This is a genomic window from Thalassobellus citreus (assembly GCF_044385915.1).
Taxonomy (GTDB): Bacteria; Bacteroidota; Bacteroidia; order Flavobacteriales; family Flavobacteriaceae; genus Thalassobellus; species Thalassobellus citreus.
Window position 1 is genome coordinate 436267 of record NZ_JBISCC010000129.1, and the last position, 16917, is coordinate 453183.

General features: G+C 31.9%; 13 protein-coding genes. All 13 read left to right on the forward strand.

Going from position 1 to position 16917, the window contains the following annotated elements; genetic code table 11:
• Positions 1-53: 53 nt before the first annotated feature.
• Entirely contained in the window at positions 54-2918 is a 2865-nt protein-coding gene (locus ACH5TX_RS17720; RefSeq protein ID WP_439340829.1) for a TonB-dependent receptor, read from the forward strand.
• Positions 2919-3044: 126 nt separating this feature from the next.
• On the forward strand, positions 3045-4673 hold the full coding sequence (locus ACH5TX_RS17725) for an arylsulfatase (RefSeq protein ID WP_439340830.1): 1629 nt from the start codon (positions 3045-3047) through the stop codon (positions 4671-4673).
• A 12-nt stretch (positions 4674-4685) separates the two neighbouring features.
• A complete protein-coding gene (locus ACH5TX_RS17730) occupies positions 4686-5897 on the forward strand; it encodes an MFS transporter (RefSeq protein ID WP_439335753.1) in 1212 nt (403 codons plus the stop codon).
• 112 nt (positions 5898-6009) lie between these two features.
• Positions 6010-6303, forward strand: coding sequence for a DUF3861 domain-containing protein (locus ACH5TX_RS17735; protein ID WP_439340831.1), 294 nt, complete (start codon positions 6010-6012; stop codon positions 6301-6303).
• Positions 6304-6309: 6 nt separating this feature from the next.
• A complete protein-coding gene (locus ACH5TX_RS17740) occupies positions 6310-6939 on the forward strand; it encodes an O-methyltransferase (RefSeq protein ID WP_439340832.1) in 630 nt (209 codons plus the stop codon).
• Between the two features lie 176 nt (positions 6940-7115).
• Complete coding sequence (locus tag ACH5TX_RS17745) at positions 7116-8108, forward strand: VOC family protein (protein ID WP_439340833.1); 993 nt, start codon at positions 7116-7118, stop codon at positions 8106-8108.
• A gap of 45 nt (positions 8109-8153) precedes the next feature.
• Complete coding sequence (locus ACH5TX_RS17750; RefSeq protein ID WP_439340834.1) at positions 8154-9269, forward strand: alpha/beta hydrolase family protein; 1116 nt, start codon at positions 8154-8156, stop codon at positions 9267-9269.
• A gap of 25 nt (positions 9270-9294) precedes the next feature.
• The gene (locus ACH5TX_RS17755) at positions 9295-10434 is read left to right on the forward strand and encodes an FAD-dependent monooxygenase (protein WP_439340835.1); all 1140 of its coding nucleotides are present in this window, start codon (positions 9295-9297) and stop codon (positions 10432-10434) included.
• Between the two features lie 17 nt (positions 10435-10451).
• Positions 10452-11411, forward strand: coding sequence for a fumarylacetoacetate hydrolase family protein (locus ACH5TX_RS17760; RefSeq protein WP_439340836.1), 960 nt, complete (start codon positions 10452-10454; stop codon positions 11409-11411).
• 417 nt (positions 11412-11828) lie between these two features.
• Positions 11829-12275 (forward strand): hypothetical protein, encoded by a 447-nt coding sequence (locus tag ACH5TX_RS17765; RefSeq protein WP_439340837.1) that lies wholly within the window; start codon positions 11829-11831, stop codon positions 12273-12275.
• Positions 12276-12487: 212 nt separating this feature from the next.
• Complete coding sequence (locus ACH5TX_RS17770; protein ID WP_439340838.1) at positions 12488-13825, forward strand: beta-helix domain-containing protein; 1338 nt, start codon at positions 12488-12490, stop codon at positions 13823-13825.
• A 62-nt stretch (positions 13826-13887) separates the two neighbouring features.
• The gene (locus ACH5TX_RS17775) at positions 13888-15327 is read left to right on the forward strand and encodes a T9SS type B sorting domain-containing protein (protein ID WP_439340839.1); all 1440 of its coding nucleotides are present in this window, start codon (positions 13888-13890) and stop codon (positions 15325-15327) included.
• Positions 15328-15330: 3 nt separating this feature from the next.
• The coding region (locus tag ACH5TX_RS17780) for a PorP/SprF family type IX secretion system membrane protein (RefSeq protein ID WP_439340840.1) at positions 15331-16917 on the forward strand (1587 nt) is incomplete at its 3' end.

The following is a 16917-nucleotide window of genomic DNA, read 5'->3' on the forward strand; positions in this document are numbered from 1 at the left end:
AAATATGATAAATATCATAAAAAATAGCAGATATTAATAAATACCAATTAACTATGAAAACAATTATTAAACTAAGTTTGGCTTTATTTTGTTTCTTTTTGAACATTCAGATTAATGCTCAAGAAAGTGAAATTACAGGAAAAGTTAGCGATGAAAGCGGGATGTCTTTACCTGGTGTCTCTATCTATATTGATGGAACATCTAAAGGGGCGGTAACCAATTTTGATGGAGAATTTACTATCAAAAACATTGAAAACGGAGAGCATCAATTAATTATCTCATTTATTGGGTATGCCAAACAAAGAAAATTGGTAACAGTGCCTTTAAAAGAATCTCTAAATGTTGTTATGTTAGAAGATTTATCAAAACTTGATGAAGTTGTTATAACAGGTGTATTTGATGCTAGAAGCAGAATGGATGCTTCAGTAGCTATAACAACTATAGGTGCTACACAATTAGCAAGAGTTGCTCCAACGAGTTCATCTGATTTGTTAAAAAACATTCCTGGTGTTTTTGTTAACCAAGCAAGGGGAGAAGTATGGAACTCTGTATATTCTAGAGGGTTATCAGCTAACTCTATTGATAATATTAATGGATATAGGTATGTGTCTTTACAAGAGGATGGATTGCCAGTAACAAATGTAGAATTATTTCCAGATTTATTCTTGAGAGCAGATGCTATGACAGAACGTGTAGAAGCTGTTAGAGGTGGTACTGCATCTATACTTGGTGCAAACGCACCAGGAGGAATATTTAATTATGTTTCTAAAACAGGAGGAAACGAATTTGCAGGTGAAATTAGAGCTAAATATGGTCTAGAAGGAAATGGTAAAAATCCATATTATAGAGCTGACTTTAACGTAGGAGGTCCTCTTTCAAATGGTTGGACTTACAATGTTGGAGGTTTTTATCGTAAATCTGATGGTGCTAGAGATCGTGGTTATCCTATAAATATTGGAGGGCAAATTAGATCTAACTTCCTAAAAAAATACAAAACAGGATCTTTTAAATTAAATCTAAAATATTTAAATGATAAAAATGATAGAATGGCTTTTATTCCATCAACTAATTGGAATGATCCTCAAATAGCAGATGGTTTCTCTAAGTATGACTCATACGCTCTTTATGATTTTTCTATTGAAATACCATTCAATGAAGAGGGTAACAGGACGTTTAATTCTACAGATTTATTACATAATATAGATCGTTCTATTGGTTTTAATTGGAGGCAAGATCTTGGCAATGGATTTTCATTGAAAAATGACTTTAAATACTCTAGAAAAGATGACGAAAGAAATGGTACAGCAGTAGTAACACCTATTAGTACTACTAACTTTTTATTCTATGCTATACCTAGTTTACTAGGTGGTCCAAACCCAGCAAGAACAGGTACTTATAATTTTGCAGATCCACGTACTGGACAGGTATTTGGTACTGTAGATCTTGCATTTGATCCTACACAGCAAGGACCTCCATTTCGATTAACACCTGGTGCTAATAATAATTTTCCAGGGTCTAATATACAACCAAATTCATTATTGTTTATGCCAATGTTTTATCAAGATATAGATAGAAATGAATTTGCTAATCAATTAGTTTTTAGTAAAAAAACAGAAAAAGGTAGTTTTAATTTAGGAAGTTTTTATAGCCGTTCTAAGTTAGATGTAACTAACTGGAGTAAAGGAATGGGTTTAAGTGGTGGTTTAATTCAAGATCGTCCTGTGCCTGCTCAAATAACATTATCAGCTAATAACGGTAATACTTATGAAGTAACTAGTCCAGAAGGTTTTATGAATGTTGGTTGGACAGGTTCAGACAATGGAGAAACTACTCAAGGTATATTTGCACTTTTCTTTGGTCATAACTGGAAAATAACTCCAAAACTAACTTTAGATTATGGAATTAGATATGAAAATGTAACCTCAGAAGGATTTAATAATGTTGGAGTACCAAATCCACGCCAAGGAGATCCAAGTTTTGGAGGATTAGATGGAGATCCATTAACTATTTGGGATAATGGAGGAGGAACAGAAGGAGCTCCTGTTAATTATGATTATAACTTAGATAGTTTTTCATACACAGCGGGTCTTAATTACAAGTTTAGTGAAGAACAAGCTATTTATGCTAGATTTGCACGTGGAAATAAAGCACCGTCTACATTCTTTTACTTAGACTTAAATGATGATTTCTTAGTTGAAAATACTCCAGCTCTTTTAGAGGAAATTACACAATTTGAAATTGGTTATAAAGTTAGTACAGATAATCTGAAACTGGTATTTACACCTTTTTATAGTAATTTAAATAATGTGCCTAATATTCAAACTTTTTCTAATACTGATGGTACACGTTATTCACCAGAATTTCAATTTAATGAGTATACAACATTAGGTCTTGAAATTGAAACAACTTATAACATTACCGATAAATGGTTAGTTAGAGCCAATGCTGTTTTTCAAAAAGCAAAGGCTGATAAATACACTGCTTGGGATGAAGGTAGAGATGGACCAGGTGATGATTCTATTATCGATTATTCTGGTAATGAAGCAGATAATAGTTCTAACGTAATTTTCAATATTAATCCTATTTACAACGGTAAAAAATTCTATGGTTCTTTAAACTATAGCTACATGGGGGCTAGACAGGCTAACGTACCTAACTCTTTTCTTTTACCAGCCTTTGGTAGTGTTGATTTAGCTTTTGGATATGATTTTTCTAAAAAATTAGGTTTACAGTTAAACATTAATAATGTTTTAGATAACTATGGTATTATGGGGTGGCAAGGTCCAGGAGGTTTCCCTTCTGCTTTAAACAGAGATGGATTTCCACCAGAATATATAGCTAACAACCCGAATGCAATATTTTCAACGCAAGGAAGTATGCCTAGAGCTTATTTCTTAACAGCAACTTATAGATTCTAATGCTATTGTTTTGAACTAATTATTTCTAAGGACACCAGACTTTTAATATTTGGTGTCTTTAGGAATACTTTTAATAATAATTAGCTTTTTTCTTAAATTGATTAATTCATTTTTAAATTAAATATAATGAGAACACTTGTTTTAGTTGTAATGACTCTGTTTTTAGTGAGTTGTAAACAGTCCAATAATCAAAATAATGTAATAGCTCAAACTGATAAAAAGCCAAATATAGTTTTGATTATGGCAGATGATATGGGGTTTTCAGATTTAGGTAATTATGGTTCTGAAATTAGTACACCAAATATCGACCGACTTGCAACTGAAGGCACGCGATTAAGAAGATTTTATAATAACACTATTTGTGCGCCCTCTAGAACAAGTTTGCTTACTGGGCAGTATCCGCATAAAGCAGGTATTGGTTTTTTTAATGAAGATTTAGGTATTCCGGGGTATGAAGGGTATCTAAACAAAGAATCATTAACACTGGGAGAAGTATTTAAAAATGGTGGTTATTCAACATATATGTCTGGTAAATGGCATGTAGGTAATGAACGAGCTCATTGGCCTTTGCAAAGAGGTTTTGATAATTTCTTTGGTTTTTTAGATGGTGGCGCTAGTTATTTTGATACAAAGCCAATATTAAAAGGCCCTCCTTCATCGGCATTTTTATACGCTGATAATGAGGTTTATAATATAGATAAAGAAGATTTTTACTTAACAGACGAATTAACAAGTAGAGCAATTGAATTTGTAAAAAGCACTCCAGAAGAGAAACCATTCTTTTTATACATGGCTTATAATGCACCTCATTGGCCTCTTCATGCAAAGCCAGAAGATATTGCAAAATATAAAGGAAAGTATGATGCAGGTTGGGACGAATTACGAAATATTCGTTTTGAAAATATAAAAAAAATGGGATTGGCAGATGAAAATTGGACTCCAGTAAAAGATAAATTACTGCCAGCTTGGAATAGTTTAAGTGAAGAAGAAAAAAGTGATTGGGCATTAAAAATGGAGGTTTATGCTGCTATGGTAGATAATTTAGATCAAAACATAGGAAAATTAATTAGCTATTTAGAAACTACCAATCAATTAGATAACACCATGATTATTTTTCTTTCTGATAATGGTGCAGAAAATATGGATGTTGGTAAAATGCCTTTTGTAGTAAAGCGTAATGAAGGATCGGTAGGTACAGCAGGATCTATGGAAGCTTACACAAAAAAATGGGCTCAAGTATCAAATAGTCCTTTAAGAAGTTACAAGTCTTCTCCTTATGAAGGAGGTACAGCAACACCTTTTATTGTTCGCTACCCTAAGCAGGTTGGAGCTGGTAAAATTTTAAAAGGAGGCGCTCATGTGGTAGATATTATGCCAACCTTGTTAAACTTTGCAGGTATTAATTATCCAGAAACTTTTAATGGCATAAAGGCTAACGCTCTTGCAGGAGAAAGTTTTTTACCGCTATTGAAAGGAGAGAACTGGGAAAGAAACCAACCTATTTGTTTCGAATGGTTTGGTGATCGAGCAGTTTGGATGGGTGATTTAAAAGCTGTTTCAGTTTATCCAGGGAATACTTGGGAGTTATATGATTTAGCTATTGATAGAACAGAATCAAATGATATTTCAGCTTTACATCCAGAAACTATATCAAAAATAGATGCTATTTATAAAGATTGGGCAAAAACAAATGGAGCTATAGATTGGACAGATGAAATGACAATAAAAACAGGATTTAGAAAACAACCACATTAAATTTTATAAATAATGAAAAAATTATTCACATACGAAAACGGTATTGTAACCTTAATGTCACTTGTTTTTGGTTGTTTGTTTTTTGACCGTTTAGCACTTAATTATCTTATCCCATACGTGGCAAAAGATTTAGCGTTAAATAATACGCAAATAGGTTTATTAGCAGCAGGTCTATCTTTAGCATGGGCTGCGTCTAGTTACTATACTACTGCTTGGTCAGATTCTAGAAACAAAAATAAAGCAACTTTTATTATTGCTATTTTCATTTTTTCTATCTGTTCCTTCGGGTCTGGTATGGCAATAGGATTTGGTACTTTACTGGTTGCTCGTATTGTTATGGGGCTAGCAGAAGGTCCGTTAATCCCATTAGCTCAAGTTTTTGTAGAGAGAGAATCTTCGCCGCATCGTTTAGGTTTAAATGTAGGGCTTTTACAAGGTGTTGGTGCAGCTCTTTTTGGATCTATTTTAGCCCCCATTATTTTAGTAGCTATCGCTGAAAATATAGGATGGAGAAATGCTTTTTACGTAGCAGCAGCTCCAGGTTTTCTTCTGGGAGTTATAGTGTATTTTTATGTAAAACCTAGTACTGCTGAAAGTGTAGGTATTGCAAAAAAATCTAGTTTTTCGGTTTCAGAATTACTTAAATATCATAATATGAAATGGGGTATTCCATTGGCTTGTTGTGTTTTTGGTTGGTGGTTTGCTACTATACCATTCATCACAAAATATTTTACTACTACTCAAGGTATGACAGGTGATGAAATGAAAATGACTATGGGGCTTTTAGGTGTTTCAATGTTGGTAGCATCTCTTGTGCTTCCTGGTATTTCTGATAAAATTGGAAGAAAAAAAGCACTTTATATCGCTGTTATTCTAGGAATTTTATACCCTTTTGCCGTTTATTATTTAAATGGTTCAGTATTACATAGACCAGCCATGTTTCTTTCTTATTTTATGGTAGGAGCTATACCACTTGTTGCAGCTATTGTTCCATCAGAGGCGGTTCCAAATCATTTAAAAGCAAAAGCTATAGGTTTAACAACAGCAGTAGCTGAAATTGTAGGTGGTGTAATAGTACCTGCTATTTCTGGAGCGCTTTCCGATATAATTCATGAATCTGCTTTCTTATGGGTAGCAGCAGTATTAGCGGTTTTGTCTTTGTTTTTTCTTTTCAAGTTAAAGGAAACAAAAGGGAAAGAATTTCCTGTTCATGTACTTGATTAAGTTTTAGGAAAATAAAGCTTAGAATTAGTTAAATATAGATTAAGTCTTTTTTTAGTTGATAGAGAAGTATTGCAATTAGTAATGAAATATAAAATTTTTTGATTTTTAGAATATGAATAAAAAGGCAAATAAATATAAACTAAGGTTAGAGCTTTTGGAGCTGCTAAGACCAGATGATAAAACGTATGAACCTATTGATTTAGAGTTTGATAATCATGATAATATATTTACGATTATAGAACGGATGAAACAAAGAGATAGATTTAAAACAGAACAACAATCTGTAGAGTTTGCAATTGGATTAAAATTATTTAGCGAGGTTATGTTGAAAAACAAGGATAATCCTTTGTTTGAAGATTTTAGACCTGCTTTTGGTGAATTAATGAAGAAAATAAAGTCAAATTAATCATTTATGAATCTAGATCCTAGTTTTAAAAAAGTTTTAGACGATTATGATAAACGTTTGAATGATGAAAATCATTTAATGAAATCATTATCTGGAATTGATGCAATGAAGCGTCGAGATGAGTTTTTGCTTCCTGTTGGTGAAGATGCTGCTATTTTTATGAATACTTTAATAAAAGCAGCTAAATCTAAAAGCATTTTAGAGATAGGAACCTCTTATGGTTATTCAACACTTTGGTTAGCCGAAGCAGCTAGAACAAATGGAGGTAAGGTTATTACTTTAGAGAATAACTTAGATAAAATGATGTATGCCAAAGATAAAATATCTAAAGCTGGTTTGTCAAAATTTGTTGATTTCAGACTTGGTGATGCTTTATTGAACATAAAAAATGCTAAAGAAACTTTTGACTTTGTTCTTTTAGATTTATGGAAAGAATTATATGTACCCTGTTTCAATTTGTTTTCATCCAAATTAAATGATGGGGCATGGGTATTGGGTGATAATATGATTTTTCCACCAATTTCTAAAAAAGAATCAGAAGCTTATCAAAATATAATTAGAACGAAAGAGGCTTTTACATCAATATTGTTACCCATAGGAAGTGGAATAGAAGTAAGTCAATATCATTCACGATAAAGATTAAATATTCATTTTGGATTAAAATGAATAAAAAAAGTGTCAAATTATTCTTAAAAACAAATAAATAGATTGATTTTGAATATTAATAGAATGTATTTGATTCACTAAAAGTAGGTTGCTGCTTTATTTTTGTAATAATAAATTAATAAAAAAACGTATAAATTTTAATAGATATGGCAAAGAATCCGCATTATTTTTCACAAATGGCACATGTAGAAGTGCTAACCAAAGATCTAGATAAATCAGTAGAATTTTTTGGTGATATAGTTGGAATGGATATAACTGGTAGAGAAGTAGGTTCAGTTTATCTAAGAGCTTGGGGTGATTATTTTCATCATACATTAAAGTTGACTCAAAGTGATACTTCAGGACTTGGCCATATAGGATGGCGTGCAGATAGCCCTGAAGCTTTAGATGAGGCAGTAGAATATTTAGAAAGTATTGGTGCTGGTAGAGGTTGGAATGAAGGAGACCAGGGTCATGGAAAAGCATTTAGATTTCAATCTCCCGAAGGTCATATGCATGAAGTGTTTTGGGATGTTGTATGGTTAAGAGAAGAAGGAGAACGTGGTAGTATTTATGCAGATAGATATGCAAGTAACAGAGGGAATGGAGCTAATCCACGACGTTTTGATCATGTAACATATATGGTGTCTAAAGGAGCATATCCAGCTGAAAAGGAATTTTGGAAAGCCTTAGGGTTTAAAAACCCTGATGAAATAAGAATTTCTGATGAACAGCCACCAATTGGCGGATTGCATACTCTAGCTAATCTATCACACGATATTGCTGTTTTTACAGACCCTAATATAGAGCCAAATCAAGGTGTTTTAAACCATATTTGTTGGAATGTAGATAGTAGAGAAGAAGTGCTTTTAGCTTTAGACTATTTTACCGAAAAAGGTTATAAAAGTGTTATGGGAGCGCCAACTCGACATAAGGCAGATGAAGGATTCTTTATCTATATTATAGATCCTGGAAGTGGCGTGTTATTTGAATATTATGCTTGTGCAAGATTGGTGTTTGCACCAGATCATTTAGATGTACATTATTTACAAGATAATCCAAATGATGCATGGGGCTTTGCAAATCCTTTCAAAGAAATGGGGAAAGGTAAAAAAATGGGGCTTTCAGAAGATGGCACCGTTAAACCAGCAGATATTTAATTTTTCAATAAATAGAAATTTTTAATTTTAAAAATATATAAAACTATGTGGCATTTTTTTCCAGGTAAGTATATGCCTTCTTATCAAGTAAATAGAGCATTAACACAGGCGCATTACGGCGGTGGTGAATTTGCTGAAATTTTAGAAGCGGCTGGTAATATTGACCCAGATAATAGAGAAACATTTAACATTGCTTGGTTAAATAAAGGAAACGAGGTTTATGAATGGGCAGAAGAATATGAAAATAAAAAGGCCTTTGTTTCTGCTAGACGTACTTATTTAAGAGCTTTTAATTATTTGCGTACAGCAGAGTTTTTTATGAATCTTCAAGATGATAGAAAAATTCCAACGTATTTAAAGGCTCGTGATGCTTTTATAAAAGCAACTAAATATTTTGAAGAAAAACCGTTGCAGGTTGAAGTTCCTTTTGAAGGTTCTTTTTTGCCAGGGTATCTTTTTAAACCAAAAGGTGTTAAGAATCCGCCCGTAATGGTCATGTTTGGAGGCTTGGATAGTCTTGCCGAAGAACTTTATTTTGGAATTGGAGACCACTTGATGGAGAGAGGAGTCGCTTTATTGGCTATGGATGGTCCAGGGCAGGGAGCTGCGTTAAGATTAAATCATATTCATTCTCGTCATGATTATAATGTTGCTGGTACTGTGGTTTTAGATTGGGTACTAGAAAACTTAAAAGAAGAAGTAGATACTACAAGTGTAGGTATAGCAGGAGTTTCAATGGGTGGTTATATGGCGGCACGTTGTGCAGCATTCGAACCTCGCTTTAAAGTATGTATGGTATTTGGGGCTGTTTGGTCTTACTATTCTGTTTGGGCAGGTAGAAGTGGTAAACATCCATTAGCAGAAATTGTTCAGCATATCATGGGAGTGAATAGTTATGAAGATGTTCTTAAGAAATTAGAAGGTTTTACTTTAGAGAATGGTATAGCAGAAAAAATATCTATGCCAACATTCATAATGCATGGTGGTGGTGATAAACAAAACTTTGTTGAACACGCTATTAATTTAGAAAAACACCTGACTTGTGAACATCAAATGAAAATTGTTCCTGATGGAGAAAGTGGATCTCAACACTGTCAGGTTGATAATTTCATGCCTGCTTTAGACATGTTTGATTGGATAGCCGATAAAATCCATGAATAATTAACCAACTAAAAACCAACAAACTATGAAGACAGTAAATAAAGTATTAATTGTAGGAGGTGGTATTGGCGGTCAATCTGTTGCAATTGCTTTAGCTCAAAAAGGGGTTGAAGTTGAAATAGCAGAAAAACTAGATGCTTATGATGTATATGGTGTTGGTATCATTCAACAAATTAATGCACTTAAGGCATTAGATGCTTTAGGTCTTGCAGATGAAACCATGAAACATGGATATCCTTACGGACAGTTAAAAATGCATACTTCAACAGGTCATTTTATAGGTCTTGCAGGTGCTCCTTCAATGGGGAAATATCCTAGTCATAATGGTATTTCTAGGCGTACTTTACATGAAATCATGTATGATAAAGCTATTAAGATTGGAGTGCAATATAGAATGGGGACAACCGTAACACATATTGAAAATTCTAAAGATGACGTTACTGTAACATTTTCAGATAAAACTAAAAAGACTTATGATATTTTGATTGCATCAGATGGCATAAATTCTGATATGCGTAAATTGATTTTTGGAGATTTTAAACCAAGCTATATGGGAGTATCTGTGTGGCGTTATGCTTTTAAAAAGCATGAAGATTTAGATACCGCTTATATGTATTACGGCAAACGTAGTAAGATTGGGTTTGTTCCTATGTCTGAAGATAGTATGTATATGTTCTTAGTATCTGCAGAAGGAGACGATAATCCTAGGATTAAAAAATCAGATTATATTCCTATGTTAAAAGATTATCTATCTGAATATTCTGTAAAGATTGTAAAAGATGTAATAGGGCAAATAACCGAACCAGACTTGGTGAATTACAGGCCAATAGAGGCAAGTCATTTACCAGATCCTTGGTTTAAAAATAGAGCTATAGTTATTGGTGATGGTGCTCATGCAACCGTTCCGCAATTAGGTTCTGGAGCTGCACTAGCTCTAGAGGATGGTGTTGTTTTAGCTGAAGAATTGGATAAAGCTGCAACTATTAATGATGCTTTTAATGCCTTTATGAAAAGACGTTATCAGCGTTGTATGGCTATTGTAGATGCATCAGAAACCTTGGCAGAATGGGAACTTCTGGAATTTGAAGGGAAGTCGTTACCTGAAGGTGCGAATGTTGGAAAAGTAATAGGTCAGGCTACGGGTGTTTTAATGAAACCATTTTAAACAATTAAAAATATACTATGAAATTAGTTACTTTTCAGAAAAAAGATGAATCAGTACATATTGGTTGGTTAAAAGGTGATGGTGTTGTTGAAATGCAAAAGGCAGATAAGCGTTTGCCAAATGATATGCTAACCTTTATAGATAATCATGAGGTATATTTTAAAATTATAAACGATAATAATTTAGAAAGTTTAGAAACACATTATAAATTATCTGAAGTTAAGTTATTAGCTCCATTACCCAATCCAAGAAGTTTTAGAGATTATGTTGCTTTTGAAGAACATATGCTTAACGCATCTAAATCTTTTGGTCATAATGTAAGTGAAGCTTGGTACGATATGCCTATATTTTACTTTACTAATCATCAAGCTATTTATGGACCTGATGATAATATTAAACGACCAGTTGGTGAAGAGAAAATGGATATTGAATTAGAAATAGCTGTTATTATTGGAAAAAAGGGTAAAGATATAAAGGTGGAAGATGCTGATGATTATATTTTTGGTTACACTGTTTTTAATGATTGGACAGCAAGAGCTATACAAAGAAAAGAAATGACAGTTCCGTTAGGGCCGCATAAAGGAAAAGATTTTGCGAATTCCATAGGGCCTTGTATTGTTACTAAGGATGAAATGGAGTCTTTTAGATGCTCTATTTCTCGAGAATCACATCCTAAACATTTAGCCATGCCTAAGCATACCGATGGTAGGCTAGATTTAAAAATGACTGCCAAAATTAATGGAAAAACCATTTGTGATGGTAATTATAAAACGGTTCATTATACATTTCCAGAAATGATGGGGAGAGCTTCTGAAAACAATGTTACACTTATGCCTGGAGATATTTTAGGAAGTGGTACTGTTGGCTGGGGAAGTTTAATAGAGAATAATTTTTCAGTGCACAGGCCTCTAGAACCTGGAGATGTAGTAGAATTAGAAATTGATAACATAGGGATATTAAAAAATACAGTAGTTTGAGTTAGTTTACTTTTTTGTGTTAATACTGTAAAAAAAAATGCCCAAAACAAATTGTTTTGGGCATTTTTATGTTCTATTAATGTTACAGTGTTTTCTGAATAGGTTTGTATTAAGCATGCTAAAACACCAATTATAACATTTTCACAAGGCCTTAATTTTTTTATATAATCTCTTTATAGAAAAATGAATGTTATTTTTAATGAATCTAGCTATTGCATAAGCTATTTATATACTAAATAACTGAGCAGAAGAAATTACTTTGTTATTTAGTATGTTTTTTAATGGGTAGCTAGTGTATTTAAATTTACTATCTGTTTGAAATCTGTTATAAATAAAAAAAGACAAAAAAATCGATAAAAAGCTTGTTTTTAGCGATAAATTACATAAATTTGTGATTTAAATCCTTAAATCTAAGATATGAATATTAGAATTGTGCTACTTAGCTTTAGCTTCCTTTTCATTACAAGTATTAGTTTTGCTCAAAAAAAGAAAGAAGCAAAAAGTATAATTTCTAACGTAGCTATAAAGAAATACCACAATAAAGAAGATCTAGAACGTATGCAAAAAGGTGAATTACTTGTTTTGTATGTTGAACGTATTGAAAGTCTTGTTAAGTTATTACCTTATATTGCTTTTGCTACAAAACCTGGTGTTACAATGACTACCTTAGGAATACCAAATGATAGTGATAATAGAAAATCATTAGAAGATCAATTTGAAGCTACTGACGATTTTTTAGAATCAACAGGAAAGTTTCAAAGGCGTATATTACCATATTCTGATACAGATAATTTAATTGCGGCCATTTTATTTTACGAAGAAACTATGAAATCTCTACACGAATATAGCGAATTCCACCAATAATTAATTTTTATATAATTATTTAATAAAAGAGATGATACAATGTATCATCTCTTTTTTATTTATTAATTCAATGCATTTCATCGGTTATTATTTGTTAAATAATTGTTTAATTAGTGTATTTCATCGAAATAATTGGTGTTTCATGGGTTTTTTTATATTTTTGATTAATGTTTTAAGTTCCCCAAATCTGCTTAAACGATAAATATTTAGTTATGAAAAATTTTACATTTACAATATTGATATTTCTCCTTGTTATTGGAAATGTCTTTGCTCAACAAGAAAAAGGAATAGTTGGTAGTAACAATTGGTTGTATAATTGGACAGAGTTTGAACCAAGTCAAAATGATTATGGTGAGCCAACACAAATTTTAGCAGGTAATATTACTGAAGATTTAACACTTTCTAAAAGAGATACTTATTTGCTTTTAGGGAATGTTTTTGTAACTAATAATGCAACTTTAACTATTGAACCTGGAACTTTAATAATTGGAGATTATGATTCTAAAGCATCTTTAACTATTTCTAAAGGTTCTAAAATGATAGCAGCTGGATTGGAAACAGACCCTATTGTTTTTACCTCTAATAGAAGTGTTAAAAGAGCAGGAGATTGGGGAGGTTTAATTATTCTTGGTGATGCACCAACTAATAAATTTGGCAATGGATCTGTATCTTCTTTTTATACGCAATTAGCGCAAGATAATTATGTAAACACAAATTATGGTGGAGAAAATTATCAAAGTAATTCTGGAGTATTAAGATATGTAAGAATAGAATACGCTGGAAAAAGAATAAAAGCAGCTGGGTATTTTAACGGATTATTATTAGCAAGTGTAGGAAACCAAACTGTTTTTGAAAACATTATGATAAGTCATTCTGCTGGAGATTCATTTGAGGTTATAGGAGGTGATGTTTGTTTAAACAAAGTTGTTTCTTATAAATCAAATAGTAACGATTTTAAATTCAATTTTGGTGCCCAATGTAAAGTTGATAATTCATTAGCAGTAAGATCTCCATATATTTCAAGTAGTGAAGGCTCTAGGTGTATGCAGATTCTTTCTTATGATAAAAAAGAAATGGTAGATTTTACTAAAAAAGGCACTTCGGTTGTGTCTAAGAATTTAACATTAATAAATATTAGTGATGATTTAAAATCAGACATTGAAATGGGATTAGTTAAAGAAGCCGTTTTTATAGGTCAAAATGCATCTCTAGATATGGATAAAAGTGTTATTTCTGGTTTTAATCCAGCCGTTTTATTTGATGATAAAATTCAAGTTAATCAAGAGAGTTTAGAAAAAATCAAGTTTGCGAATATGTATTTTAATAATTGTAATGGAAACATTTTTGTAGAGAACAATTCAAATAATGAAGATTTAGAAAACTGGTATGGTGATAGTGCTTTTTATAATGTTTACTCTAAAAGTGATAATTCAGAAACGTTTATTGATTTAAAAAACAGCAAAAAACCAGACTTTAGATTACGTATTAATAAAATAATAGCATCTAAAGTTCATTATGCCTCTGAAGATTTATTAAGTGTTGATGATTAAAGGTATTGCTCTATAAAAGAATAATGCACTTAGGTGTCTTTTATAAATAAAATTAATATCTAATGAAGAATTATGCTATTATTAATCTATCGGTTTTTGTTTTTTTATGTTTATTTCAAACTATAGAGGCTCAAATAGTTATTAGTACACCAAGTTTAGGTTTTACACAAGCTTGTGCTAGTCCTTCTTTTAATACGTATAATGTTTCATTTACTTTTTCTCCTGATACTTCATTAGGAGCAACAAATCAATTTATTCTTGAACTTTCTGATGAATCAGGCAGTTTTTCAAATGCTACAGCTATTTATACAACAGCACAAGGAGCTATTACTTCGTCACCAGCTAATTTAACTTTTTCTTTTCCAACCACAATTGCAGGAGAAAATTATAAACTTCGAATAAAGAGTACAACTCCAGTAGCAACTAGTACTGGTTCTGTTTCGTTTGCTGCTTATTATAAAATTCAAGATGAACCCTTTACTATTAATAATTTAATTTCTACGGGAGTATATTGTTCTGGTGGTAGTTATTTGTTAACTATTGATAACCCTGGAAGTAATTCAAATAATTCGCCCTTAAAATATCCATCACTTACCTTTAATTGGTATAAAGAAACGAGTCTTACTACATCTGTTTTTGTGGCTTCAGGTAACACTTTATCTGTAAATGAACCAGGAGTTTATTTTGCTGAAACAAATTATGGTACGTGTACTTCACAATCATCTTCTAACCATGTAACAGTAAGTGAATCTACAACTGGAGGTATTTCTACAATTAGTTCTAGTTTAGGTAATCCATACTGTTTAAGTCAAGGTGCAACAACATTAAGTGCTATAAACGCAAATGGATATCAGTGGTATAAAGATGGTGAAGTTATAACTGGTGCAACTAATCAAATGTATCAAACAAACGAAGCTGGAGAATATTCAGTAGATATAGATTTAGGTGATTGTAATACAAGTGCTTCTATTAATTTAGAAAACACAGGATTTACTAGTAGTATTGATGTTTTAGAAGTTAATCCTATAGAAGAAAATGAAACTTTAATTGCTACGGTAACAACTACTGCAGTTAATCCAGAGTTTGTATGGTATTTAAATGATGTCGCTATATCTGGAGCCATCAGTAATAGTCATGAAGCTACTCAAGCAGGAAATTATAAAGTTGTAATTACTCAAACCACAGGATGTTTAGCGTCAACCGAGTTTCAATTTACAGTAAGTACACAATTTCCAAGTGTTGCAAATATTCCAAATTTAATAAGTCCGAATGGAGATGGTGTAAATGATACATGGATAATTCCTCAGGAGTATGTAAGCGGAACAAATACAGAAGTTATAATAATGAGTGCTCAAGGAGAAGTTATTCTAAAAACCAATGATTATCAAAATAATTGGCCAATAAATCAATTAGATTTTAAAGAGATAAACCCTGTTTACTATTATATAATTACAACCGAAGCTAACAATACAAGAAAAGGCTCTATAACAGTTGTCAAATAAAAAATGAAAAAATATCTATTACATATAGTCTTATTTTTCTGTTTTTCGCAACAGTTTTACTCTCAAGAGGGTGGGGTTGTTGCGTTTGAGTTACCTGTTAGAAATTCTTTAAAATTTAATAGATATGCTATTAACCCAACTTTTAGTTTTGTTAGAGAGCAAAATAAATATATCAGTTTTACTAATAAAAGGCAATGGGTTCAGTTTGATAATGAACCACAAACGTATTTATTTAGCTATGCAGGGAGGTTTAAAGAAAATATAGGGGCAGGAGTTGCTGTTTTTCAGCAAGATTATGGTGTGTTAACTACTTTTGGAGGTGTTTTAAATTTTGCTTATAATGCTGTTTTGGGTAGAGATAGTAATTTAACTTTCGGTATGAATCTTGGGGCTTATAAAAGTGGGCTAAATACAGGTAAAGTAATTACAAATTTTGATGATTTATCATTAAATCTCATACCTTCAAATACTATTTTTACTGTAAATCCTGGTGTAAATTATGGAACAGGATTTATAGATTTTGGAGTTTCTATAAATAATCTTGTTTCTTATAATTTAAAAACTTCAAAACTTATAGAAGATAATGCTGAGCAAAGTATACAAGGTCATGTTATGTATACCGGTTATTTGAATAGTCGTGGTTTTTTTGATGAAAGTAAATTCTCTGGAATAGTTAGATCTGAATTTAAAAAAGAAAAAACAGTTGTTTCTGGAATAATGATGCTAACAGTTCCTAAAGGAATATGGGCACAAGCAGGATATAATACACTATATGGTGTTTCAATAGGAGTAGGTTTGAATATTACCAATCAAATTTCATTGGAGTATAATTATGAACAATCTATGGGAGATTTATCAACCTTTGGGAATTCTCATGAAGTTACTTTAGCCTATAAATTTAAAAATGTATTTAAATATGATTACAGTGGTGATGATGATGAACAATCGGTATTTAATTCAGCTAAAAAATCAAGGCGTGTAATTGCAAAATCAAAATCTTCAACAACAGAAAAAGTAGATAGAGCTGCTATAGCAGAAGCTAAAGAAAAGGCTAGGATAAAAGCTTTAGAAAAATTAAAGACAAAACAAGAAGCTAGAGCTAAATTAGTTGCTGAAGCAAAAGCGAAAAGAGAAGCTAAAATTAATGCAATAGCTGATGATAAGAACTTGACAAAAGGTTCTCAAGAAGCCAAAGAACAATTAGCTACTGAAACGAAAATAAAAGATGAAGCTAAATTAAAAGAAGAATTAGCTAAACAAAAATTAGCAAAGGAAGAAGCGGATTTAAGATTAAAAGAAGAAGAGCAGAAGCGAGTTGAAGAAGCAACTAAGCAACGATTAATAGATGAAGCTAAAGCAAAAGAAGAGGAAGCATCCAGAGTTAAAATAGCTATAGAGCAGGCTAAAGCAGAAGAATTGGCTAAACAAAAATTAGCAAAGGAAGAAGCGGATTTAAGATTAAAAGAAGAAGAGCAGAAACGAGTTGAAGAAGCAACTAAGCAACGATTAATAGATGAAGCTAAAGCAAAAGAAGCAGAAGCATCCAGAGTTAAAATAGCTAAAGAGCAGGCTAAAGCAGAAGAATTGGCT

Coding starts and splice junctions, on each gene's coding strand:
- ACH5TX_RS17720 (WP_439340829.1), top strand. CDS start 54: ATGAAAACAATTATTAAACTAAGTTTGGCTTTATTTTGTTTCTTTTTG.
- ACH5TX_RS17725 (WP_439340830.1), top strand. CDS start 3,045: ATGAGAACACTTGTTTTAGTTGTAATGACTCTGTTTTTAGTGAGTTGT.
- ACH5TX_RS17730 (WP_439335753.1), top strand. CDS start 4,686: ATGAAAAAATTATTCACATACGAAAACGGTATTGTAACCTTAATGTCA.
- ACH5TX_RS17735 (WP_439340831.1), top strand. CDS start 6,010: ATGAATAAAAAGGCAAATAAATATAAACTAAGGTTAGAGCTTTTGGAG.
- ACH5TX_RS17740 (WP_439340832.1), top strand. CDS start 6,310: ATGAATCTAGATCCTAGTTTTAAAAAAGTTTTAGACGATTATGATAAA.
- ACH5TX_RS17745 (WP_439340833.1), top strand. CDS start 7,116: ATGGCAAAGAATCCGCATTATTTTTCACAAATGGCACATGTAGAAGTG.
- ACH5TX_RS17750 (WP_439340834.1), top strand. CDS start 8,154: ATGTGGCATTTTTTTCCAGGTAAGTATATGCCTTCTTATCAAGTAAAT.
- ACH5TX_RS17755 (WP_439340835.1), top strand. CDS start 9,295: ATGAAGACAGTAAATAAAGTATTAATTGTAGGAGGTGGTATTGGCGGT.
- ACH5TX_RS17760 (WP_439340836.1), top strand. CDS start 10,452: ATGAAATTAGTTACTTTTCAGAAAAAAGATGAATCAGTACATATTGGT.
- ACH5TX_RS17765 (WP_439340837.1), top strand. CDS start 11,829: ATGAATATTAGAATTGTGCTACTTAGCTTTAGCTTCCTTTTCATTACA.
- ACH5TX_RS17770 (WP_439340838.1), top strand. CDS start 12,488: ATGAAAAATTTTACATTTACAATATTGATATTTCTCCTTGTTATTGGA.
- ACH5TX_RS17775 (WP_439340839.1), top strand. CDS start 13,888: ATGAAGAATTATGCTATTATTAATCTATCGGTTTTTGTTTTTTTATGT.